24 protein-coding genes are annotated in these 18,669 nt (G+C 66.2%); 3 read left to right on the forward strand and 21 right to left on the reverse strand.

Translation table 11 applies throughout. The annotated features are described in order from the left end of the window. Nucleotide 1: 1 nt before the first annotated feature. The gene (locus tag ACZ9CK_RS12895; protein ID WP_426299071.1) at nucleotides 2–889 is read right to left on the reverse strand and encodes an ABC transporter permease; all 888 of its coding nucleotides are present in this window, start codon (nucleotides 887–889) and stop codon (nucleotides 2–4) included. Between the two features lie 126 nt (nucleotides 890–1,015). After that, a complete protein-coding gene (locus ACZ9CK_RS12900) occupies nucleotides 1,016–1,978 on the reverse strand; it encodes a sugar phosphate isomerase/epimerase family protein (protein ID WP_476050139.1) in 963 nt (320 codons plus the stop codon). Nucleotides 1,979–2,075: 97 nt separating this feature from the next. Between ACZ9CK_RS12900 and ACZ9CK_RS12905 the strand changes: the two genes are divergently transcribed. Genes ACZ9CK_RS12905 through ACZ9CK_RS12915 form a run of 3 tightly spaced genes read left to right on the forward strand, consistent with a single transcriptional unit; the run spans nucleotide 2,076 to nucleotide 4,819 of the window. After that, nucleotides 2,076–2,753: a FadR/GntR family transcriptional regulator gene (locus ACZ9CK_RS12905; RefSeq protein WP_476050140.1), complete on the forward strand. Its 678-nt coding sequence runs from the start codon at nucleotides 2,076–2,078 to the stop codon at nucleotides 2,751–2,753. Next, complete coding sequence (locus tag ACZ9CK_RS12910) at nucleotides 2,750–4,210, forward strand: chlorohydrolase family protein (RefSeq protein ID WP_476050141.1); 1,461 nt, start codon at nucleotides 2,750–2,752, stop codon at nucleotides 4,208–4,210. The genes ACZ9CK_RS12905 and ACZ9CK_RS12910 overlap by 4 nt, the downstream gene beginning before the upstream one ends. A gap of 51 nt (nucleotides 4,211–4,261) precedes the next feature. Beyond that, nucleotides 4,262–4,819: a 2-oxo-4-hydroxy-4-carboxy-5-ureidoimidazoline decarboxylase gene (locus tag ACZ9CK_RS12915; RefSeq protein ID WP_426299079.1), complete on the forward strand. Its 558-nt coding sequence runs from the start codon at nucleotides 4,262–4,264 to the stop codon at nucleotides 4,817–4,819. Between the two features lie 89 nt (nucleotides 4,820–4,908). Here ACZ9CK_RS12915 and map read toward each other — a convergent pair whose 3' ends face one another. The 19 genes from map to rpmC all read right to left on the reverse strand — a co-directional run bounded on the left by map (nucleotide 4,909) and on the right by rpmC (nucleotide 18,669). Continuing rightward, nucleotides 4,909–5,739, reverse strand: coding sequence for a type I methionyl aminopeptidase (gene map / locus ACZ9CK_RS12920; RefSeq protein WP_426303490.1), 831 nt, complete (start codon nucleotides 5,737–5,739; stop codon nucleotides 4,909–4,911). Between the two features lie 28 nt (nucleotides 5,740–5,767). Next, nucleotides 5,768–6,694 carry an NAD-dependent epimerase/dehydratase family protein gene (locus ACZ9CK_RS12925; protein ID WP_476050142.1) on the reverse strand — a complete coding sequence of 309 codons (927 nt, stop codon included), beginning with the start codon at nucleotides 6,692–6,694 and terminating at the stop codon, nucleotides 5,768–5,770. Then, complete coding sequence (locus tag ACZ9CK_RS12930; RefSeq protein WP_476050143.1) at nucleotides 6,691–8,382, reverse strand: class I adenylate-forming enzyme family protein; 1,692 nt, start codon at nucleotides 8,380–8,382, stop codon at nucleotides 6,691–6,693. The genes ACZ9CK_RS12925 and ACZ9CK_RS12930 overlap by 4 nt, the downstream gene beginning before the upstream one ends. Then, entirely contained in the window at nucleotides 8,375–9,577 is a 1,203-nt protein-coding gene (locus ACZ9CK_RS12935) for a cytochrome P450 (protein WP_476050144.1), read from the reverse strand. The genes ACZ9CK_RS12930 and ACZ9CK_RS12935 overlap by 8 nt, the downstream gene beginning before the upstream one ends. After that, a complete protein-coding gene (locus ACZ9CK_RS12940) occupies nucleotides 9,574–10,374 on the reverse strand; it encodes a glycosyltransferase (RefSeq protein WP_476050145.1) in 801 nt (266 codons plus the stop codon). The genes ACZ9CK_RS12935 and ACZ9CK_RS12940 overlap by 4 nt, the downstream gene beginning before the upstream one ends. Further along, on the reverse strand, nucleotides 10,371–11,396 hold the full coding sequence (locus ACZ9CK_RS12945; RefSeq protein ID WP_476050146.1) for a 3-oxoacyl-ACP synthase III family protein: 1,026 nt from the start codon (nucleotides 11,394–11,396) through the stop codon (nucleotides 10,371–10,373). Before ACZ9CK_RS12945 ends, ACZ9CK_RS12940 begins: the two co-directional genes overlap by 4 nt. A 103-nt stretch (nucleotides 11,397–11,499) precedes the next feature. Beyond that, nucleotides 11,500–12,069: an adenylate kinase gene (locus tag ACZ9CK_RS12950; RefSeq protein WP_426299091.1), complete on the reverse strand. Its 570-nt coding sequence runs from the start codon at nucleotides 12,067–12,069 to the stop codon at nucleotides 11,500–11,502. Nucleotides 12,070–12,074: 5 nt separating this feature from the next. Then, a complete protein-coding gene (gene secY, locus ACZ9CK_RS12955) occupies nucleotides 12,075–13,385 on the reverse strand; it encodes a preprotein translocase subunit SecY (protein WP_426299093.1) in 1,311 nt (436 codons plus the stop codon). A gap of 201 nt (nucleotides 13,386–13,586) precedes the next feature. Next, nucleotides 13,587–14,066: a 50S ribosomal protein L15 gene (gene rplO / locus ACZ9CK_RS12960; protein WP_426299095.1), complete on the reverse strand. Its 480-nt coding sequence runs from the start codon at nucleotides 14,064–14,066 to the stop codon at nucleotides 13,587–13,589. After that, nucleotides 14,066–14,272 carry a 50S ribosomal protein L30 gene (gene rpmD, locus ACZ9CK_RS12965; RefSeq protein ID WP_115790334.1) on the reverse strand — a complete coding sequence of 69 codons (207 nt, stop codon included), beginning with the start codon at nucleotides 14,270–14,272 and terminating at the stop codon, nucleotides 14,066–14,068. Before rpmD ends, rplO begins: the two co-directional genes overlap by 1 nt. Before the next feature lie 2 nt (nucleotides 14,273–14,274). Continuing rightward, nucleotides 14,275–14,949 (reverse strand): 30S ribosomal protein S5, encoded by a 675-nt coding sequence (gene rpsE, locus ACZ9CK_RS12970; RefSeq protein WP_476050147.1) that lies wholly within the window; start codon nucleotides 14,947–14,949, stop codon nucleotides 14,275–14,277. A gap of 29 nt (nucleotides 14,950–14,978) precedes the next feature. Further along, entirely contained in the window at nucleotides 14,979–15,362 is a 384-nt protein-coding gene (rplR, locus tag ACZ9CK_RS12975) for a 50S ribosomal protein L18 (protein WP_115790332.1), read from the reverse strand. Between the two features lie 3 nt (nucleotides 15,363–15,365). Next, nucleotides 15,366–15,902 carry a 50S ribosomal protein L6 gene (gene rplF / locus ACZ9CK_RS12980; protein WP_426299099.1) on the reverse strand — a complete coding sequence of 179 codons (537 nt, stop codon included), beginning with the start codon at nucleotides 15,900–15,902 and terminating at the stop codon, nucleotides 15,366–15,368. An 18-nt stretch (nucleotides 15,903–15,920) separates the two neighbouring features. After that, nucleotides 15,921–16,319, reverse strand: coding sequence for a 30S ribosomal protein S8 (gene rpsH / locus ACZ9CK_RS12985; RefSeq protein ID WP_115790330.1), 399 nt, complete (start codon nucleotides 16,317–16,319; stop codon nucleotides 15,921–15,923). Nucleotides 16,320–16,401: 82 nt separating this feature from the next. Further along, complete coding sequence (gene rplE, locus ACZ9CK_RS12990; protein ID WP_070350370.1) at nucleotides 16,402–16,980, reverse strand: 50S ribosomal protein L5; 579 nt, start codon at nucleotides 16,978–16,980, stop codon at nucleotides 16,402–16,404. Then, the gene (gene rplX / locus ACZ9CK_RS12995; protein WP_074587804.1) at nucleotides 16,980–17,342 is read right to left on the reverse strand and encodes a 50S ribosomal protein L24; all 363 of its coding nucleotides are present in this window, start codon (nucleotides 17,340–17,342) and stop codon (nucleotides 16,980–16,982) included. Before rplX ends, rplE begins: the two co-directional genes overlap by 1 nt. A 3-nt stretch (nucleotides 17,343–17,345) precedes the next feature. Continuing rightward, complete coding sequence (gene rplN / locus ACZ9CK_RS13000) at nucleotides 17,346–17,714, reverse strand: 50S ribosomal protein L14 (protein ID WP_043119386.1); 369 nt, start codon at nucleotides 17,712–17,714, stop codon at nucleotides 17,346–17,348. Between the two features lie 341 nt (nucleotides 17,715–18,055). Further along, nucleotides 18,056–18,352: a 30S ribosomal protein S17 gene (gene rpsQ / locus ACZ9CK_RS13005; protein WP_070350367.1), complete on the reverse strand. Its 297-nt coding sequence runs from the start codon at nucleotides 18,350–18,352 to the stop codon at nucleotides 18,056–18,058. Continuing rightward, on the reverse strand, nucleotides 18,349–18,669 hold the full coding sequence (gene rpmC / locus ACZ9CK_RS13010; RefSeq protein WP_014922387.1) for a 50S ribosomal protein L29: 321 nt from the start codon (nucleotides 18,667–18,669) through the stop codon (nucleotides 18,349–18,351). The genes rpsQ and rpmC overlap by 4 nt, the downstream gene beginning before the upstream one ends.

Raw genomic sequence — 18,669 nt, forward strand, 5'->3', positions numbered from 1 at the left:
CTCACTTCGCCTGGGTGAATTCGCCGCGGGGGTCCAGGACTTCCCGGGCCCGGTCCGCGATGACGGTAGTCAGGGTGACGGCGATGAGCAGTCCCAGGCCAGGGAAGCCTGCGATCCACCACTGCCCGGTCAGGAAGAACTGCTGGCCTTCGGTGATCATTTCGCCCCATTCCGCGGTGGGCGGCTGGGCTCCCAGCCCGAGGTACCCGAGGGCGGCCAGGGACAGCACGGCGGCGCCGAACACGGCCGCCATCTGCAGGATCATGATCGGCACCAGGTGCGGGAGCACGTGCCGGAACAGGACCCGGGCGGGGTGGGCGCCGATCGCCATGGTGGAGCGGATGAAGTCCTGCCCGTACAGGCGCATCACTTCGCCTCGGAGGGTCCGCATGTACCAGGGGAAGGAGTGCAGCGAGAGGCCGATGACCGCGGCCGTGACTCCTGGCTTGAGCGCCATTGCGATGGCCATGGCGAGCAGGATCGCCGGGAAGCACAGGATCGAGTTGCTCAGCCAGGTGAAAAGGGTGTCCACCCAGCCGCGCATGGAGCCGGCAAGCAGGGCGGCCACGCAGCCCACGACGGCGCCGATCAGTGCGATGGTCAGGCCGGCAAGGATCGAGGTCTGTCCGCCGGCGAGGAAGCGGGACATCACGTCGCGGCCGGTGTCGTCCGTGCCCATCGGATGGCCGAAACTCGGCCCCTGGAGGACTGCGCCAAGGTTGATCGCTTCAGGCTGGACCCGCCAGAGCAGCGGGCCGAGCAGCGTCAGCACCACCAGGGCGGCCAGCAGGGACAGGGCGAGCGTGAGCTTCCGGTCCCGTTTAAGGAAGCTGCTGAAGGGCCGGCGCCTGGCCGGGACAACGGCCTGTGGGGCGGCTATTGCTGTCATGAGAGTCCTTCCTCTCCGGAGAGGATCGTTGCCGGGGCGGCTATGCCGGCCCCGAGCGATGTGAGGATCCGCCGCAACGTTGCGGCGCTGTGGAGCAGCTGACGACGGCGTTCGGCAGGGGCGGGGTCATCGCCCCAGTCGGCGAGCGTCGGGATTTCCCCGCGCGCCACGCCCGTCGTGCGTCAGGACGCCGAGCCGGGCCAGCTGGCCGAGTTCCGGGGCGTCGAGGTGCGGTTCGTGGCGGAACCACGAGCGGTCGAATACGGGGGTGTCGAACTTTCCGCGGTGCTGTTCGAGGGTGAAGTCGCGCACCCCGGAGTCCAGCAGGCTGCCCAGGAGGGGATCCCAGTCGAGGACGCCTTCGCCAAGGGCGCGCAGCCTGCGCCGGTAGCCGTGCGGCACCGGAAACAGGACAAGATCCTCCAGGTGGGTCATGCGGATCGAAGGACCGAGGTTCCTCGCTACGGCGTGGGGATCTTCGCCGCGGACTACGAGGTTGGCCACATCGAGTCCGATGCTGAAGACCGCGGGGTCGAGGCCCTGCACCAGGGACAGCACCTCGACCGAGGCGAGGTCCTCGTGGGTCTTGACGTTGATCCGGGCACCGGTCCCCAGGGCTTCCGCGGCAAGGGATTCAAGGTTCGCCCGGACCAGCCGCAGTTGCGCTGCGTGGTCCAGGAAACGTCCCTGCTCCATCAGGCCTTCCCGCACGGAGCGGGTGTAGACGAAGAACTCCTTGACGCCGAGTTCCAGTCCCCGCGCCAGGGCGCTGTGCAATTCCCGGCGGACGGCGGCCGGTTCGCCGGCCGGACCCGCGCAGCCCAGTCCCAGTTGGAGTTCGACGCCGGCGCGCCGGGCTTCCGCTGCCACCTCGCCAAGCCTGTCCTCCGTTTCGCCCGAGAGTTCCGCGACGATGTTGTTGAGGACGACGAGGGTGAAACCGTCCTCCACGGCCTGGCGGAGCGAATCAAGCAGCGGCAGCTGCTCCATTCCCGGGTAGCGGGTGAACTGGATGCCAAGGCGGACGACGGGAAATTCCCTGTCTTCGGGAGACCTCGAGCCAGGAAGCGGTTCTGTGATCTGGGTCATGCCGCTAAACTTACACTCGTAAGACGTCTTACGAAAGAGTGGATTTTCAAACAGCCATGTGAGACGCTTCGTGGACGTAGGAACCAGAGGGGGCACCATGGCGGTGAACGGACGGCGCAGTGTGGTCGACGAGGCAATCGACGACATCCGTCAACGGATTCGGCAGGGCGAATGGGGTCTGGGAGACCGGATCCCGCCCGAACCCGAACTGGGCAGGGCTTTGGGGTTGAGCCGCGCTCCTTTGCGCGAGGCCCTTCGTGCGCTGGTGCACGCGGGCCTGCTCGTGACCCGGCAGGGGGACGGGACGTTTGTCGCCGCCGTCGATGAACAGGAGATCGCCCTCCGCAAAGGATTCCAGGACGCGGATCCCTTTGAGGCGGTCGAGGTCCGGCGCAGCCTGGACGTGCCAGCGGCGGCCCTCGCCGCACAGCGCCGGAACCAGGCAGACCTGGACAAGCTCGAGGACGCGCTCCACCGCCGTCGCGCCGCCGCGGAAGCGCGGGACGACGACGGGTTCCGCGAGGCGGACATCGACTTCCACCGCGCCGTGGTGGACGCCGCGCACAACCAGCTCCTGGCCGGGATCTACGGTTCCCTCGCCGCGAACATCGACGGCTCCTGGACCTCCCCCGCCGGCCTCGACCGTGCCGCCCACGCCGGGCATGACAACCACGACGACCTTTTCGAGGCCATCCGGGACGGCTCCGTACAGGACGCCATGCTGGTGGCCGGGTCCATCCTGGACCGCCAGGCACACGATTTGGAGAACAAATGATCACACGCATCAGGGCCGCCTTCGTGATCGGTTACGCCGAAGGCGACCACTGCATCCTGCCCGACGCCGAACTGGTCCACAACGACGCGACCATCCTTTTCGTCGGCCGGAACTACGCCGGTCCCGTTGATACCGAAATCGACGCCGGGCAGGCGATCGTCTCCCCGGGCTTCATCGACCTCAACGCCCTCGCCGACATCGACCACGCCATCTTCGATTCCTGGCACGGCCCGGACACACGCCTCGGCCTGGTCTGGTCCGAGGCCTACCTGGAGGACCACGGCGCAGTCTTCACCCGAGAACAGTCCCGCTTCCGCCGCGAGTTCGCCCTCTCGCAGCTGGTGCGCAACGGCATCACCACCCTCATGCCCATCGCCTCGGAGAGCTACCACGAATGGTGCGAGGACTACCAGGACATGGCGGACACCGCCGACGCCGTGGAAGCCCTCGGCATCCGCGCCTACCTTGGCCCGAGTTACCGCACAGCCGTGCCATATACGGACGGCACACGCGTGCTACTCCACGAGGACGAGCGCCGTGGCCTGGACGGGTTGGAGGACGCCATCCGCTTCGCGCAGGACTATGAAGGCCGGGCCGGCGGGCTGATCCGCACCGCCCTGCTGCCTGCCAGGATCGAGACGCAGACCGAACAGACGCTGCGGCTTACCCGCAAGGCCGCCGACGAACTGGGCATTCCGGTGCGCCTGCACGCCGCCCAGGGGCTCTTCGAAATCGAGACCATGATCGCCCGGACCGGCAAGCGATCCCTGCCGTACCTCGCCGACCTCGGCTTCCTGGGCGAACGGACCTTCGTCCCGCATGCCTGGACCGTGCCGGGGCACCCGCTCATGCCCGAAACCTTCGGCAGCGGGGACGACCTCACGCTGCTCGCGGATTCCGGCACGAGCGTCCTACTCTGCCCCATCCCGATGGCACACTACGGCGGCATGCTGGACAACTACGATTCCTACCGCGAGCGCGGCATCCGGATCGTGCTGGGCACGGACTCCGCCCCGCCTAACATGATCCGTGCCATGGACCTGGCGATGGGCATGACCAAGGCCACCACGGGCAACCGCACGAGCGCCCAGGCCGCGGACCTTTTCCGCTCCGCCACGCTGGATCCAGCCGAAGCGCTGGGCCGCCCGGACCTCGGCCGGCTCGCCCCCGGGGCGCAGGCCGACTACTTCGTACTGGACCTGGGCGGCCAGCACATCGGCCCCTACGCCGACCCCATCCGCACCATGGTGATGAACGCGGACGGCAGGGACATCACCCGTGTCGTGGTGGCCGGCCGCACCGTGGTCGAGGGCGGGGAGATCGTCACCGTGGACACCGGCGACTACCGGCAGCGGGCCCAGGAATTCCTGGAGCTCTACATCGCCTCGCTGAGCGTCTCGGACCACGCCCGCCGGTCCACCGGGGAACTCCTGCCGTCCAGCTTCCCGCTCCGCTGACAGGCAATGCAACGGCGAGTTGTGAATACGTGATAGCGAAAGGAAACTGTCTTGAACACCTCTCTTGAAATGCACGGAGTCAAACGGCTCAACGACCTCCCCCGTGACGAGTTCATCAAAGTGATGCTCGAATTGTGCCACCTCCCCGTAGAAGACTGGGCAATCGACGTTGACCGTCAACGGCCTTTCAGTGACTTCGAAGACCTGATCGAAAAGGCGCGTTCATCTGTCACAGCGCTGAGCGACGCCAACGTGGTCGCCGCCCACGTTGGGTTGAGGCGGCTGGGCTCCCGGCACGACGGCTTCACCGGTCGGCGGCTGCGGTGGGCCAAGCAGGAATCCGCTCTCATGGACAGGGACGACGAAGCCCTTCAGGCTCTGAACGAGGCCCAGGATGCGTACGAAGCGAAGTTCGGCCATGTCTTCCTTATCAGCGCAACCGGACTAACGAACGATGAGATGGTGGCCGCGCTCCGCGCGCGCTTGGCGAACTCACCCGAAGCGGAGTGCGACGCTGCAAGGGAGGAACTGCGCAAACTGGTCGCCATACGCCTCACGAGGCTCGTTGAAGAGTTGGAAGATCCGGAAGCCGCCCTCACTGAGGCATAACCGGCTGTTCGCAGAAACGACGACGGCGAGGTGCCCACGCGGGGGCACCTCGCCGCTGTGGGCCCAGTGTCTGAGTGAGCCCGGAAGGCTCAGGCCGGGATCGGCACCGGGGTGACGCCGAACTGCGCCAGCCGCTCCGCACCGCCGTCGGGCGCGGAAAGGACCCAAATGCCCTTTTCGTGCACGGCCACGGAGTGCTCCCACTGGCAGGAACGCTGGCCGTCGGTTGTGACCACGGTCCAGTCGTCCTCGAGGGTGGCGGTTTCGATCCCGCCGCGGACCAGCATCGGTTCGATCGCCAGGCACAGGCCGGGCCGGATCTTCGGGCCGCGGTGGCTGGTGCGATAGTTCAGTACGTCGGGGGCCATGTGCATTTCGGAGCCGATGCCGTGGCCCACGTAGTCCTCCAGGATGCCCAGGGGCTTGCCGGGAACGGCGGAGACGTAGTCATCAATGGCGCAGCCGATGTCGCCCACGAACTTGCCCTTGGCCAGCGCCGCGATGCCGCGCCACATGGCTTCCTCGGTGACGTCGGAGAGGCGCTGGTCCTCGGGGTCGGCGGTGCCCACGATCACGGTGCGGGCGGAGTCGGAGTGCCAACCGTCCACAATCGCGCCGCCGTCGATCGAGATGATGTCGCCGTCCTGCAGCACGCGGTCGCCCGGGATGCCGTGGACCACTTCCTCGTTCACGGAGGCACAGATGGTGGCCGGGAAGCCGTGGTAACCGAGGAAGTTGGACTTGGCGCCGGCGTCGTTGAGCACGGCGGCGAACACTGCATCCAACTCGCGGGTGCTGACGCCGGGTTTGGCGGCGGCCACTGCGGCGTCGAGGGCACGGCTGAGCACCAGCCCGGCCTCGTGCATCTTGCGCATCTGCTGGTTGGACTTGTACTCGATACGGGGCTGGCCGAACGCCATGGTCTCCTCGGGGGTTGCTCTCAATGGCTCATGCAGGGCGCACGTGCCTTGGCTCTGCCATCCATTTTCCCGCATCGGCGAGCGTGGTCGAAATCGGCTCCACTCCGAGCCTTCCGCGCAGCCGGTCCAGGCGGTAGGTCCGCTGCATTCCGAGCTGGCTTACGGCGTAGCGGGTGAGCCGCGGCGGCCTCCGGCTGGCAAGCGCAGCGGCCTCGGACACGCCGGCCAGGACCATGGCCAGCGGACGCGGGACGTATTTCACGGCAATGTCGCCGTGACCGGTGGCATCCAGCACGGAACGTAGAACTGCACCGAGCGGCACCGGGGCGGCGTCGGCCACGTTCACGGCGCCCTGCGCACCGGAGCTGCAGGCCGCGAGGGCCGCCGTCGTGAGGTTGCCGATATGCGTCAGCTGGTGCAGTATGCCGGGATGGCCGACGCTCAGCAGCGTGCCGCGGCGGATGTTGGACAGCAGCCGCGGCAGCAGGGTCCGGTCCCCTGGCCCGTACACCGCATGCGGGCGCAGCACCAGGGCGTCCGGATGGCTGCGAGCCTCGACGTCGGCGAGCGCCTTGCTGCGGCCGTAGGCCCCCAGGTGCCCCACAGCGACTTCTTCCTCGTCCCGGTCGATGCAGGGCTCCCACCAGGGGTAGACGCTGGAGCTGGAGATGTGCACGAGCCGGGTGCCCGGAAAGGTTTCGGCGACGGCGCGGGTGCCCAGGACGTTGACCTGGTGGAACAGCCGTGCCGGCCCCCAGTCCGCCACATGGGCGCCGGCATGCACGACGGCGTCCACCACCGGCGGCCGCGCGGGCGGAGGTCCGGCGAGGTCCCAGGAGAGGATCCCGGGCACCGGGCGGCGGCCGAAGCGGACCACCTCCCAGCCGCGGGCTTCGGCGGCGTCGGCGATGGCACCGCCGATGAAGCCGGCAGCTCCCGTGACCGCGATCCTCATGTGCGGTTCCCGGCCAGGTCGGCCCGCTCGGCCTCAACGACGGCGGCGAAGTCCTCCCGCAGCTTCGCCCGGTCGGTCTTGCGGTGCCTGCCGCCCACCGGCAATTCCTGCAGGGTTTCGATCCTGTCCGGCAGCGCGGACTCGTCGATCAGACGGGGCAGCTCGTGGAGCAACCGTGCCTTCACCTTTGCCGGCTCTTCGTCGGGCGCCGGGACGACGGCCAGCCACACAGCCTCGTCGCCGGTCTCGTCAGGCACGCCGACCATGGCCGCCTGCGCCACGCCTCGGACATTCGCGATCAACGGCTCGTACAGTGCCGGATAGATGTTGGTCTTGCCGCGGATGATCATGTCCTTCTTGCGCCCGATCATCACCAGTCTTGCCGTCCCGTCCGGGCCGCCGTGATCAAGCCGGACCAGGTCTCCCGTGGCGTGCTCTGCCAAGTCGGGCTGTCCAAGGTAACCGCGGCACATGTTGGGGCCGCTGGCCAGCAGTTCATGGTCCTCCGCCACCCGGATGCGCACGGCGGGGAGGGGTGCGCCCAGGAAGTCGCCTTCGCCGCTGCCGTCCGGCGCCGTCAGTTCAGCTTCCGCGCCGGAAGCGAAGGCGAGCTTTTCCGCGCCGTCGGCAATGGCGATCGGCAGCAGTTCAGTCATGCCGTAGATGAGCTTGAAGTCGACGCCGGGCAAAACCCGCATGGCGCGTTCCAGGAACGGGGCCAGGACCGGTGCCGCGCCGAGCATCACGGTCCGCAGCGTTTCGGGAAGCGCCACCGCGCCGGCCTCCACGGCGTCCAGGATGGGCGCCAGCTGGGACGGCACCAGGAAAAGGTGCGTGGCGCCGTCGTACGTCCCGGTGACCCGACCCAGCTCCGCGGCCAGCCGCAGCGGATCGACATGCGCGGAGAAGCCGTAGGCGGGCATGGTCCAGTGGGCCCCGGCGATCAGGGCCGGCAGGCCCATCATGAGCTGTTCGGAGTGGATCCGGTCCCCGGCAGCGAAGGTGCAGCGCTGGGTCAACTGCCCGAAGCCTGCCGCGAGCGAACCGCGGGTATGGACCACGCCTTTCGGGTGGCCGGTGGTCCCCGAGGTGAAGATGATCACCGCCTCCTGCTCCGGCGCGGCTTCCGGAACCGGCAGCGGAACGGCGTCGGAAGACTTCAGCTCCTTGACCGGTCGGGCGCCGCGCGGCACCCCCGGAAGCCACGGCCCGGAATAGTAGTGCCGCACGTCCAGGGCGCCGTAGTCCGGAAGCAGGAGCCCCCTGCGCCGGGCCAACGGGCGCAGCGGGCCGCTGCTGAGCGCATACAGCAGCGATTCCGAGGCAGCCCAACGCGGGGCGGCGAGTCCGGCCCGGTCCCGGAAGAGCGCCGGGCCGATCCCGGGATCGATGAAGACGATGGAACCGCCCGCCCGCACGGCGCCCAGCGCCAGGACGAAGGCATCCGGCCCGGGCCGCACGGAGAACAGCATCCGTTCACCGGGTCCGAAGCCTTCGGCCCGAAGGGCTTCGGCCGTCGACTCGATGCCCGCGGCGAGCTGTGCGTAGCTGATGGTGCGCCCCGGCGTCGGGGTCTTCTGCCGCCGGAACTTCTTGCCCGGTGCCGTGAGCGCCGGGCGCTCCGGCCAGCGCCGGGCGGCGGCATAGACTCCGGCGATCAGGTCGCCGCCGGATGGCTCGTCATGCATTGGCCAGCTCCAGGGTTTCGTATCCGGGGATGAGCACCCGCCGTTTGACCCGCCGCGACACCACACCCCATGGCCGCTGCGCGTAGAGGTCCAACAGGCTCTCCAGCGTGGAGTTGATCTGCGCCATGGCCAGGGGCATGCCGATGCAGAAGTGCGGGCCGGCGCCGAACCAGAGCTGCCTGGCGTGCGGTGGGAGGGTCCGTTCCGGATCGAAACCGCCCAGGCTCTTGGCCGCGTGGACCGTGGACAGCAGCAGCCGGTCCCCCGCCCGGAACCGGATCCCGCCCAGCGTTCCGGAGTCGACGGCGTCGCGCAGCATCATGGGGGAAGGCACCGTGAAGCGGAGGCCCTCGTTGACGGCGGCGGGCAGGCCGCTGCGGTCCGCCGCCAGTGCGGGCAGCCGCCCGGCGTCGGCGAGCACCGCGACAATTCTTGGGATGAAGGACACCAGGGTCTCGGTCCCGACGATCACGAACGCGCTGACCACCCCCACCGCTTCCTGCTCGCTCATGCCCAGCTCGCGCAAGCGCCCGGGAAAGGTTCCCGGGACGCCGTTGCGGTAGGCGGTGCGGGCCGGTCCGGCCAGGAGCTCGACGGCGGTACGCGCCTTGGCTGCCTGCGCCGGCGTCAGCTCGTGGCGGCCCAGCCGGACCAGGGAAGTGATCGAAGAGCCGAGGTCGAACAGCTCCCGGTCCGGCAGGCGGCCCGGGGCGTCTTCGGCGAGGCCAAGGATCCTGGCGATCACGCCGCCGGACAGTTCCTTGACTGCCCCGACGAGATCCACGCGGCGCCCCGCGGGCAGTTCGCGTCCGAGCTGTTCCCGGAGCCTGGCCGCGGCGGGCTCCACGATGCCCGCCACGGAGCGGGCCGTGAACACCCCGCCGAGGCGCCGGCGCATCTCCAGGTGCGCGGCGCCGTCCATGTTGAGCAGGGCCCTGGGCCCCACCACGGGGGTCCACAGCCCGCCGGAAGCGGACGGTCCCTGCTTGACGAAGCGTTCATTGTCCATCAGGACCTCGCGCAGCAGTCCCGCTTCGCTGACCAGGATCCCGAGCCCGGGGATCCGTTGCACCGGGCGCCGGTAGCCGAGGCCACGGATCAGCGGGTATAGCACCGGGTGGGCGCCCAGGTGGACGCGCCGCTCCCAGCGTTCCAGTTCGCGGGTCTTCGGCTCGAGGGTGGCCAGGGAGCTCACCGGATGTCCACCACCTCGGGTTTGTACCGGTGGTCCGCGTACCAGGCAAGGGTGTTCTTCAGTCCCCAGGCTTTCACCCGCCGGGAGGAGCCGTAGACCACCACGTCGCGGCGCAACGCATACGCCCGGCTGAGCTTGCGGACCCGGTTGGACAAGGCACGGTCCTCGTGGAGCTCCTCGATCCGGGTGCGGGGGAAGCCGCCTGAGCGGTGGTACATGTCTGCCGTGATCGCCATGTTGCAGCCCGGCAGCATCAGGTACGGCCCCAGGTAGCCCTCGCCCTTGTTCCCCGGCCGGATCCGGCCGAAGAAGGAGGCCACCTCGACGGCGAGCAGCATCATGCGCCGTTCAGTGGCCGTGATTCCCTCGTCCTCCCGGGGCAGGAGCTGCCCCGCCACCAGTTCCAGGCCGTCGTCGAACGCCGCCATGATCCGCGCGGTCCAATCGGGGGCGGCCAGGCAGTCCGCATCCGTGCGGGCCAGCCAGGTGGCCCCGTGCCGGACGCCGAAGCGCATGCCCGTATCGGCGGCGGCACCGGTGCCTTTCCGGCTTTCGTGGATCAGCCGGATGTCCATCTCCGGGTGCTCCGCCGCGAAGCCGGCCACAATCCCGCGGCTGCGGTCCGTGGAACCGTTGTCCACCACCACGACCGTGAAATCCGTGTGCTGCTGGGCCGCGAGCGATTCGAGGGTCTGCCGGATCAGCTTCTCCTCGTTCAGGGCCGGCACCGCGATGCAGAGGGGCCGGGTCGCCGTCGTGCCGGAAAGAGCCGCTGCGCCAGCAATACCTCCGCTCACAGGCGCACCACGGCCATGCCCAGGCTGACGCCGCCTGCCAGCCCCACCAGGGCCACCAGGTCCCCGGGACCGCAGCGGCCGCTGTCCAGTGCCAGCTTCAGCTGCAAGGGCAAGGTCACGGACGCGAGATTCCCGTAGTCCTCCACCGTGGGCACGAGCCTGGCCTCCGGAACCCCCGCACCCCGGGCGAACACCTCCCGGTAGGGTGCGCTGACCTGGTGCACGCAGACAACCGCGAAATCCTGCCAGGACAGTCCCAGCCGCTCGAGGGTGGAATGCAGGATGCCGCTGCCGAGGTCCAGGAACGCGTCCTTGAGTTTCTCCCCGTCCATCGTGAAGTACGTGGCGTCCGGATCCCGCGGGCGGGCCGAACCGCCGCCGGCGAGCGTGCCGACGGACCAGTGCGTGCTCTTCGCGGCGAATCCGAAACCAAGCACCCCGGCCGTGGACCCGTCGGCCGGTTCCACCAGGGCCGCGTACCCGCCGTCGCTCATGGTGTAACCGGGGAAGGAAGCTGCGAAAGTCTCGAAGTCCGGCACCGTCCAGCGCACTGCACGCGACGGCGACTCGCCGCCCGCAACGAGGACCCTCCCGTAGCGGCCGGCCGCGACGAAGGAATCGGCCACTTCGAGCCCATTGAGGAAGCTGTTGCACGCGTTCTTGACGTCCATCACCGGACACTGCAGGCCCAGCTTGGCGGCGACTATGTGCGCCGTGGCCGGTTCGACCATGTCCTGGCTGGCGGAGCCGAAGATCAGGAGGTCGATGTCGCAGGGCTGCAGGCCGCGTTCGGCAAGGACCTTGGCGGCGGCATTGACGGCAAGGTCCGAGGCCTGTTCCGCATCGGACATGATGCTGCGGGTGCGTATCCCCGTCACCCTTGCAATGAGGCCCCGGGGCACCTTGAAGCCGGGGCTCTCAAGCCTGAGCCGCTGCTCGACGCCGGCCGTGGCCAGGCGCCCGGGCGGCAGGTACACCTCCACCCCGGTGATCCGGCTGAGTCCCGGCACTGCTGCGGCCATCCGCTCCCCCATATCCAGTCCGCGGCGTGGGAAACGCAAAAGGGTGCGTCCCGGACTCATGGTACGGGACGCACCCTTTCAGGAAGCGTCAGTTGCGGCGTGTTCAGACAGCCTTGGCTGCCTCGATTGCCAGCAGCACGCGGTCGGTGACCTCGTCGATGCCGCCGATGCCATCCACCTGGGTCAGGATGCCGCGCTCGGCATACTTCGCCACCACGGCTTCGGTCTGCTCGTGGTACAGGTCCAGCCGGTGCCGGATGACAGCTTCGTTGTCGTCCGAGCGGCCGGTTTCCTTGGCACGGCCCAGCAGGCGGCTGACGAGTTCCTCGTCGTCGGCGGTGAGCTGAAGCACTACGTCGAGCTTCTGCTCTCCTTCCGCGAGGATCTGGTCAAGGTAGTCGACCTGTGCCGTGGTGCGCGGGTAGCCGTCCAGCAGGAAGCCGTTCTCGACGTCGGACTCGCCCAGGCGGTCGCGGACCATCTTGTTGGTGACCGCATCCGGGACGAAGTCGCCGGCGTCCATGTACTTCTTTGCTTCGATTCCCAGCGGGGTTTCACCCTTGACGTTGGCACGGAAGATGTCGCCGGTGGAGATGGCGACTACGCCCAGACGCTCGGAAATCCGTTCGGCCTGGGTACCCTTGCCCGAACCCGGAGGTCCAATGATCAGCATTCTCGTCATCGCAAAAGCCCTTCGTAGTGACGTTGTTGTAGCTGCGCATCAATCTGCTTGACGGTTTCCAGACCGACGCCCACCATGATCAGGATCGACGTGCCACCGAACGGGAAGTTCTGGTTGGCGCCGATCAGGACCAGGGCGATCAGCGGGATCAACGCCACGAAGCCGAGGTAGACGGCCCCCGGAAGGGTGATCCTGGAAAGCACATACTGCAGGTAGTCCGCGGTCGGTTTGCCCGCCCGGATGCCCGGAATAAACCCGCCGTACTTCTTCATATTGTCGGACACTTCTTCGGGGTTGAAGGTGATGGCGACGTAGAAGTAGGTGAAGAACACGATCATGGCGAAGTAGAGCGCCATGTAGATGGGGTGGTCGCCGCGGGTCAGGTTGTTGTTGATCCATTCAACCCACGGAGCCATCTGCTCCCCCGCCTTCGGCTGGTTGAACTGCGCAATCAGGCCAGGGAGGTAAAGCATGGAAGAAGCGAAGATGACGGGCACGACGCCGGCCATGTTCACCTTGATCGGGATGTAGGTGCTGGTTCCGCCCACGGTCCGCCGTCCGACCATCCGCTTGGCGTACTGCACTGGAATGCGTCGCTGGGACTGCTCGACGAAGACCACCAGGGCCACCGTCACAAGGCCGATGACGAGCACGGTGAAGAAGGTGCCCGGGCCCTTGGACGACCAGATGGCGCCGAGGGAGGTGGGGAACGTCGCCGCGATCGAGGTGAAGATGAGCAGGGACATGCCGTTGCCGACGCCCTTTTCGGTCACCAGTTCGCCCATCCACATGATGAGGCCGGTGCCGGCCGTCAGCGTGATGACGATCAGGATCGTGGTGATGATGCTGCTGTCCGGGATGATCGGCAGCTGGCAGTTCGGCAGGAGCTGGCCGGAGCGGGCGAGGGACACCAGCGTGGTGGCGTTCAGGAGGCCCAGGGCGATCGTCAGGTAACGGGTGTACTGCGTCAGCTTCCCTTGCCCTGAAGCGCCCTCTTCGTACAACTGCTGGAACCGCGGGATCACCACGCGGAGCAGCTGCACGATGATGCTTGACGTGATGTAGGGCATGATGCCCAGCGCGAAGATGGACACCTGCAGCAGCGCGCCGCCGCTGAACAGGTTCACGAGCTGGTACAGGCTCCCTTGTGTCTGACCGCTATGCAAACACTGCTGCACATTCTGGTAGCTCACACCAGGCGAGGGAATGAATGCACCCAAGCGGAAGATTGTGATGATTCCCAGCGTGAACAACAGCTTGCGTCGCAAATCAGGCGTCCGAAACGCCCGGCCGAATGCGCTAAGCAAGCGTCCTCCTGAGTAGAAAAATCCAAAGGTAACGATGGGCCCTATGAAACCCAACACCCGAGTCTAGCTGTTGGATGCGCCATGCGAACAATCGGGAGGCCTTGGAATGAAAAAACTCCCGGTGTGCAGGGCCGAAGCCCCGCACACCGGGAGTTGATTCACAACAGGGTGGAACCCCGCCGCTTCTTCGGGAACAGTCCCTTAGAGAGCGGTGGTGGTGCCGCCCGCTGCAGCGATCTTTTCCAGAGCGCTGGCAGAGAAAGCGTGGGCGGTGACGTCAACCTTGACGGTGATGTCGCCGGTGCCCAGCACCTTCACGGGCTGGTTCTTGCGAACGGCGCCCTTCTCGACCAGAGCCTCGACGGTCACAGCGCCGCCTTCCGGGAACAGCTCGTTGATCTTGTCCAGGTTCACAACCTGGAACTCGACCCGGAACGGGTTCTTGAAGCCGCGCAGCTTCGGCAGGCGCATGTGCAGCGGCAGCTGGCCGCCGGCAAAGCCAGCCTTGACCTGGTAGCGGGCCTTCGTACCCTTGGTACCGCGACCGGCGGTCTTACCCTTGGAGCCTTCACCACGACCAACACGGGTCTTGGCGGTCTTGGCACCCGGGGCGGGACGCAGGTGGTGGACCTTCAGCGCGTGCTGCTTCTCAGCAGCCTCGGCGTTCTTGTTCTCGGCCATTACTTCGCCTCCTCAACATTCACGAGGTGCGGAACCGTGTTGAGCATGCCCACGGTCACGGCGTCAGCGGTACGGACAACGGTGTGTCCGATGCGCTTGAGGCCGAGGGAACGCAGGGTCTCGCGCTGGTTCTGCTTGGCGCCGATGACGCCCTTGATCTGGGTGATCTCCAACTTGGCGTCGGAGGGAGTCAGGTTCTTAGCCATGACTAGGCACCTGCCTTCTGGTTCTGGAGTGCGCGCACCAGAGCAGCCGGAGCAACCTCGTCCAGCGGCAGGCCACGGCGGGCTGCCACGGAAGCGGGCTCTTCCAGTCGCTTCAGGGCGTCAACAGTCGCGTGAACGATGTTGATGGCGTTGGAGGAACCGAGCGACTTGGAGAGGACGTCGTGGATACCGACGCACTCCAGTACCGCACGGACCGGACCGCCGGCGATAACACCGGTACCCGGGGAAGCCGGACGCAGCATGACGACGCCGGCTGCGGCCTCACCCTGCACGCGGTGCGGGATGCTGTTGCCGACGCGGGGGACGCGGAAGAAGGACTTCTTGGCCTCTTCGACACCCTTTGCGATGGCGGCGGGAACTTCCTTGGCCTTGCCGTAGCCGACGCCGACCAGACCGTTGCCGTCACCGACGACGACGAGGGCGGTGAAGCTGAAGCGACGACCACCCTTGACGACCTTGGCGACACGGTTGATGGTCACAACGCGCTCTACGAACTGGCTCTTCTCGGCCTCACGGCCCCCGTCGCGGCCACCACGGCCACCACGGTCGCCGCGGCCCTGGCCACGGTCGCCACGCTCGCCGCCGCGACGGCCGCCGCGGCGGTCGTCGGTGGCAGCAGCGGTCTCAGTTGCCTCAGCAGCTGCAGCTTCAGTCACCTGAATGTCCTTTTCGTTATTCTCAACGGTCACAGTGCCAGCCCACCTTCGCGTGCACCGTCAGCGACGGCGGCGATGCGGCCGTGGTACTTGTTACCACCGCGGTCGAACACAACAGCGTCGATACCGGCAGCCTTTGCGCGCTCTGCAACGAGCTCGCCAACGCGCTTGGCCTTGGCGGTCTTGTCACCGTCAAACGCGCGCAGGTCGGCTTCCAGGGTGGAAGCGTAGGCCACGGTGACACCCTTGCTGTCGTCGACAACCTGGACGAATACGTGGCGTGCGGAGCGGTTGACCACCAGGCGGGGGCGGACAGCCGTACCGACGATACGCTTGCGGATACGAAGCTGGCGGCGGCTGCGGGCAGCTGCCTTGCTCTTGTTCGTGCGCTTCTTGTTAATTGCGATGGCCATGGTTTACTTACCAGCCTTTCCGACCTTGCGGCGGATGACTTCGCCGGCGTAACGGACACCCTTGCCCTTGTAGGGGTCGGGCTTGCGCAGCTTGCGAATGTTGGCAGCAACCTCGCCGACCTGCTGCTTGGAGATACCGGAGACCGAGAACTTGGTCGGGCCCTCAACCGTGAAGGTGATGCCTTCCGGAGCGGAAATGTTGACCGGGTGGCTGAAACCGAGAGCGAACTCAAGGTCGGAGCCCTTGGCCTGGACGCGGTAACCGGTACCGACGATCTCAAGCTTCTTCTCGTAGCCGTTGGTAACGCCCTCGATCATGTTGGCGATGAGGGTACGGGTCAGGCCGTGCAGCGAGCGGGAGTTGCGCTCGTCGTTCGGGCGGGTAACCGTCAGGGTGCTTTCGTCCAGGGTGACCTCGATCGGGCTGGCAACAGTGTGGCTCAGCTCGCCCTTGGCGCCCTTGACGCTGATGACGGAGCCATCAACCTTGACATCGACGCCGGCGGGAACGGTGATGGGGAGACGTCCAATACGTGACATTATTCTCTTCCTTTCCCGTTACCAGACGTACGCGAGGACTTCGCCGCCCACGCCCTTCTTGCCGGCCTGCTTGTCAGTCAGGAGGCCGGAAGAGGTGGACAGGATTGCGATACCCAGGCCACCCAGCACGTGGGGCAGGTTGGTGGACTTCGCGTAAACGCGCAGACCCGGCTTGGAAATACGGCGGACACCGGCAATCGAACGCTCGCGGTTCGGACCGAACTTGAGGTCGATGGTCAGCTTCTTGCCAACTTCAGCTTCCTCTTCCTTCCAGCCGGCGATGTAGCCCTCGGCCTTCAGGATGTCGGCAACGCGTGCCTTGAGCTTGCTGTACGGCATGGTCACGGAATCGTGGTATGCCGAGTTGGCGTTGCGCAGACGCGTAAGCATGTCTGCGACAGGATCTGTCATAGTCATTTGGGCTCTTGCCCTTCCTCGTAGCGGTTTCCGCCGTTCTTCTCCCTAGGGAGACAGGTCAGCGGACCTCTTACGTAGTTGATTAGTCTTCGGATTTGAACGGGAAGCCGAGTGCCTTGAGCAGTGCACGGCCTTCGTCGTCGGTCTTGGCGGTGGTGACAACCGTGATGTCCATGCCGCGGACGCGGTCGATGGAGTCCTGGTCGATCTCGTGGAACATAACCTGTTCGGTCAGACCGAAGGTGTAGTTGCCGTTGCCGTCGAACTGCTTGCCGTTGAGGCCGCGGAAGTCGCGGATACGGGGCAGGGCGAGGGTGACCAGACGGTCCACGAATTCCCACATGCGGTCGCCACGGAGGGTGGCGTGCGCACCGATCGGCATGCCTTCGCGCAGCTTGAACTGGGCGATGGACTTACGGGCCTTGGTGACCTGCGGCTTCTGGCCGGTGATCAGGGTCAGATCGCGGACAGCGCCGTCGATCAGCTTGGAGTCCTTGGCGGCATCTCCAACACCCATGTTCACGACGACCTTCACGAGGCGGGGAACCTGGTTCACGTTCTCGTACTTGAATTCCTCGAGCAGGGACTGCTTGATGGATTCGGCGTACTTGGTCTTCAGACGCGGAACGATCTTTACCGGAGTCTCGAGAGTCTCAGTCATTAGATGTCCTTCCCGGTGGCCTTGGACACGCGGATGCGAACGGTCTTCTTCTTGCCGTCCTTCTCAACGGTCTCAACACGGAAACCGACGCGGGTCGGCTTCTTGGTCGAGGGGTCAACCAGAGCCACGTTCGAGATGTGGATCGGAGCCTCAACGATCTCGATGCCGCCGGTCTTGGTGCCGCGCTGCGACTGTCCGACCTTGGTGTGCTTGGTCACGCGGTTGATGCCTTCCACGAGGACGCGGTTAGCCTCAGGGAATACGCGAAGAACCTTGCCCTGCTTGCCGCGGTCGCCGCCGCGGTCCTGCTTGGCACCGGTGATGACCTGAACGAGGTCACCCTTCTTGATCTTTGCACCCATGGGTTACAGCACCTCCGGAGCCAGGGAGACGATCTTCATGAACTTCTTGTCGCGAAGCTCGCGGCCAACCGGGCCGAAGATACGGGTACCGCGGGGGTCACCGTCGTTCTTCAGAATCACAGCTGCGTTCTCGTCAAACTTGATGTAGGAACCATCCGCACGGCGGCGTTCCTTCTTGGTGCGAACGACGACGGCCTTGACGACGTCGCCCTTCTTTACGTTGCCGCCCGGGATAGCGTCCTTGACGGTTGCGACGATGACGTCGCCGATGCCTGCGTAGCGACGGCCGGAACCACCGAGAACGCGAATGGTAAGGATTTCCTTAGCACCCGTGTTGTCGGCGACCTTCAGTCGCGACTCCTGCTGAATCAATTTCTACTCCTTGCGTCGCGCTGGTTCTCAGGCCGAAAACATGCATACGGAATGAGCCTTGCGGAACGGTTGATCGGGGTGTCTCTGGACCTGCCTGGATTTTGCCAGAGCAGGCCTAAACGCCCATGCCGGAAGCATCAGCTTCCCTTGCCGGGAAAACCGGCGCGGGGCAGTATGCCATGGCACGATTGTTTACGAGGTGGTTGCAGACGCACAAATGGCGCCATACAAACTCAATATCCTAGCACGCTTCCGCCCAGGGCCGAAACGCGGAAGGGCCCGCATCCCTTGCGGAATGCGGACCCTTCCAGTGAATCCCTGCCGGCATGCCGGCGTCGGATTTACTTGGCCTTTTCGAGGATCTCCACCAGGCGCCACCGCTTGGTAGCGGACAGCGGGCGGGTCTCGGCGATGAGGACGAGGTCGCCGATGCCGGCGGTGTTCTCTTCGTCGTGAGCCTTGATCTTCGAGGTGCGGCGAATAACCTTGCCGTACAGAGCGTGCTTCACGCGGTCTTCAACCTGGACAACGATGGTCTTTTCCATCTTGTCCGAGACAACGTAGCCGCGACGCGTCTTACGGTAACCGCGCTGTTCAGCGCTGGCTGCTGCTTCCGTCACAGTTTCCTTCTCGCTCACTTGGCGTCCTCTCCAGCTTCAACCTCGGCCTTTTCAGCCTTGGCAGCCTTCTTGGACTTCTTTTCTTCCTTGGCTTCCACAACCGGTGCGGCAACCTCGGCACGAATGCCCAGCTCGCGCTCACGGAGAACGGTGTAGATGCGTGCGATGTCCTTCTTTACCGCGCGCAGACGACCGTGGTTCTCCAGCTGGCCGGTGGCGGACTGGAAACGCAGGTTGAACAGCTCTTCCTTGGACTTGCGGAGTTCTTCAACGAGACGCTCGTTGTCGAAACCGTCCAGCTGTGCGGGTGCGAGATCCTTCGACCCTACTGCCAT

It is taken from the genome of Arthrobacter sp. TE26545 (genome assembly GCF_056279005.1).

Excerpts from the sequence above, each read along its gene's own strand:
- rplE (WP_070350370.1), bottom strand. The coding sequence starts at position 16,980 with ATGACTGAGACTCTCGAGACTCCGGTAAAGATCGTTCCGCGTCTGAAG.
- ACZ9CK_RS12900 (WP_476050139.1), bottom strand. The coding sequence starts at position 1,978 with ATGACCCAGATCACAGAACCGCTTCCTGGCTCGAGGTCTCCCGAAGAC.
- rplX (WP_074587804.1), bottom strand. The coding sequence starts at position 17,342 with ATGGGTGCAAAGATCAAGAAGGGTGACCTCGTTCAGGTCATCACCGGT.
- rplO (WP_426299095.1), bottom strand. The coding sequence starts at position 14,066 with ATGGCCGAGAACAAGAACGCCGAGGCTGCTGAGAAGCAGCACGCGCTG.
- rplR (WP_115790332.1), bottom strand. The coding sequence starts at position 15,362 with ATGGCCATCGCAATTAACAAGAAGCGCACGAACAAGAGCAAGGCAGCT.
- rpsH (WP_115790330.1), bottom strand. The coding sequence starts at position 16,319 with ATGACTATGACAGATCCTGTCGCAGACATGCTTACGCGTCTGCGCAAC.
- rpmC (WP_014922387.1), bottom strand. The coding sequence starts at position 18,669 with ATGGCAGTAGGGTCGAAGGATCTCGCACCCGCACAGCTGGACGGTTTC.
- ACZ9CK_RS12925 (WP_476050142.1), bottom strand. The coding sequence starts at position 6,694 with ATGAGGATCGCGGTCACGGGAGCTGCCGGCTTCATCGGCGGTGCCATC.
- ACZ9CK_RS12905 (WP_476050140.1), top strand. The coding sequence starts at position 2,076 with ATGGCGGTGAACGGACGGCGCAGTGTGGTCGACGAGGCAATCGACGAC.
- rplF (WP_426299099.1), bottom strand. The coding sequence starts at position 15,902 with ATGTCACGTATTGGACGTCTCCCCATCACCGTTCCCGCCGGCGTCGAT.
- map (WP_426303490.1), bottom strand. The coding sequence starts at position 5,739 with ATGGCGTTCGGCCAGCCCCGTATCGAGTACAAGTCCAACCAGCAGATG.
- ACZ9CK_RS12895 (WP_426299071.1), bottom strand. The coding sequence starts at position 889 with ATGACAGCAATAGCCGCCCCACAGGCCGTTGTCCCGGCCAGGCGCCGG.
- ACZ9CK_RS12945 (WP_476050146.1), bottom strand. The coding sequence starts at position 11,396 with ATGGCCGCAGCAGTGCCGGGACTCAGCCGGATCACCGGGGTGGAGGTG.
- ACZ9CK_RS12950 (WP_426299091.1), bottom strand. The coding sequence starts at position 12,069 with ATGCTGATCATTGGACCTCCGGGTTCGGGCAAGGGTACCCAGGCCGAA.
- rpmD (WP_115790334.1), bottom strand. The coding sequence starts at position 14,272 with ATGGCTAAGAACCTGACTCCCTCCGACGCCAAGTTGGAGATCACCCAG.
- ACZ9CK_RS12910 (WP_476050141.1), top strand. The coding sequence starts at position 2,750 with ATGATCACACGCATCAGGGCCGCCTTCGTGATCGGTTACGCCGAAGGC.
- ACZ9CK_RS12930 (WP_476050143.1), bottom strand. The coding sequence starts at position 8,382 with ATGCATGACGAGCCATCCGGCGGCGACCTGATCGCCGGAGTCTATGCC.